Here is a 1573-nt window from a genome sequence, read left to right as displayed (position 1 = left end):
GCCCGCGCTGCACCTGGACGACCGGGCGGCCCGGCACGAGCAGGCCCGCGCGGAGGCCGAGGAGCAGGCCGACGACCTGTGGGCCGGCATCCTCGGCTCGCTGCGGGGCAGCGCCCCGCGCGCGCGGCTGGTGCTCAACCATCTCAACCCGCTGATCCGGCGGATCAGTTCGCTGGCGGACCGGGAACTGATCGGCACCGCCACGGAGTCCCTCTACGGGCAGGCCCTGCTCATGGCGCAGCGCCCGCTGCGGCCCGCGGACTCCGCGCTGCTGAACCGTGCGTTCATCGGCCTCCTGGAGTGGGCCACCCACAGCGATCCCACAGAGCCCACGGAGGACGGCCGGCGATGAGNNCCTCCGCGAGGCCATGGCCCTGAACTCGGAGCAGCCGGAGGGGCCGGCCCGCAACGCGCGCGCGGAGCAACTGCTTGCCGAGGCCGAGAAGCTGAACATCCCGCTCGCCGTGATCGAGGCGCTCGGGCACCAGTTGAAGGCCTACAACTACAGCTCCGAGAAGGACCGGATGTTCGTCCCCTTCGCGCGTCTGCTGCGCATGTGGGACGAGCGGCCCGAGGACTTCGACGAGTACGAGGCCCACACGCTGCACTGGGTCTTCAAGTGGATGACCACGGGCATGCTGGACCAGCCGCACATCCCGCTGGCCTCCATCGAGAAGTGGCTCGGCGAGATGGAGCACCGCTACCGGCTCGCCGGACACTCCGAACGGGCCGTGCGCGGCGCCGAGTTCAGTGTGGCCGCGCATGTCGGCGACCTGCCCCGCGCCGAACGGGCGTACGCGGCCTGGCTGGCCGCCGACCGCGACAGCATGGCCGACTGCCACGCCTGCGAACTGCACAGCCAGGGCTGGTGGCGGGCCGAGCGGGGCGCGGACGCCGAGGCGCTCGACCTGTGGCGGCCGGTCCTGGAGGGCGAGTTCACCTGCGCCCACGAACCGCACACCGTCCTGGCTTCCTCCCTGGGCCCCCTGCTGCGCCTGGGCCGCCCGGACGAGGCCCGCGCGCATCATCTGCGGGGCTTCCGGCTGGTGCGGCCCATGGAGAGCATGCGGGGCGCTTACGCGGACCACGTCGAGTTCTGCGCGCTGACCGGCAACGAGGCGCGCGGCCTGGAACTGCTCGCGGAGCGTCCCGCGTACTTCACGGACACCGGGCAGCCGCGCAGCCGGATGGACTTCCTGGCCGCCGTGACCCTTCTCATGGACCGGCTGACCGCCATGGGCATGGGCGCCCAGTCGGTCCCCGGGCCGGACGGGCGCGACTGGACCGCCGTCGAACTAGCCGCCCATGCGCGCGCGGACGCCCTCGCCGACGTACGGCGTGCCGTTGCGCAGGTCGAAGCGCTCGGACAGGGAAAGGGCCTCCGCGCGCGCGTGGGCGGCTAGTTCGACGGCGGTCCAGTCGCGCCCGTCCGGCCCGGGGACCGACTGGGCGCCCATGCCCATGGCGGTCAGCCGGTCCATGAGAAGGGTCACGGCGGCCAGGAAGTCCATCCGGCTGCGCGGCTGCCCGGTGTCCGTGAAGTACGCGGGACGCTCCGCGAGCAGTTCCAGGC

General features: G+C 72.9%; 1 protein-coding gene and 2 pseudogenes. 2 read left to right on the top strand and 1 reads right to left on the bottom strand.

Annotated elements, in window-relative coordinates; translation table 11 throughout:
• Both AOK08_RS40390 and AOK08_RS48190 read left to right on the top strand, forming a co-directional pair.
• Positions 1 to 352: pseudogene (locus AOK08_RS40390) on the top strand (HSP90 family protein); the annotation flags it as partial.
• Between the two features lie 3 nt (positions 353 to 355).
• Positions 356 to 1328: pseudogene (locus tag AOK08_RS48190) on the top strand (tetratricopeptide repeat protein); the annotation flags it as partial.
• On the opposite strand, the gene AOK08_RS45330 reads toward AOK08_RS48190, so the two are convergent.
• A partial coding sequence (locus AOK08_RS45330; RefSeq protein WP_422125819.1) for a hypothetical protein occupies positions 1296 to 1573 on the bottom strand: 278 nt, incomplete at its 5' end. The pseudogene AOK08_RS48190 and the gene AOK08_RS45330 sit on opposite strands and share 33 nt — an antisense overlap.

This window comes from Streptomyces graminilatus, from assembly GCF_001418565.1.
Classification (GTDB): domain Bacteria; phylum Actinomycetota; class Actinomycetes; order Streptomycetales; family Streptomycetaceae; genus Streptomyces; species Streptomyces graminilatus.
Note: the sequence above shows the minus strand (reverse complement) of the source record. Positions and strands in the feature narration are given on the sequence as shown.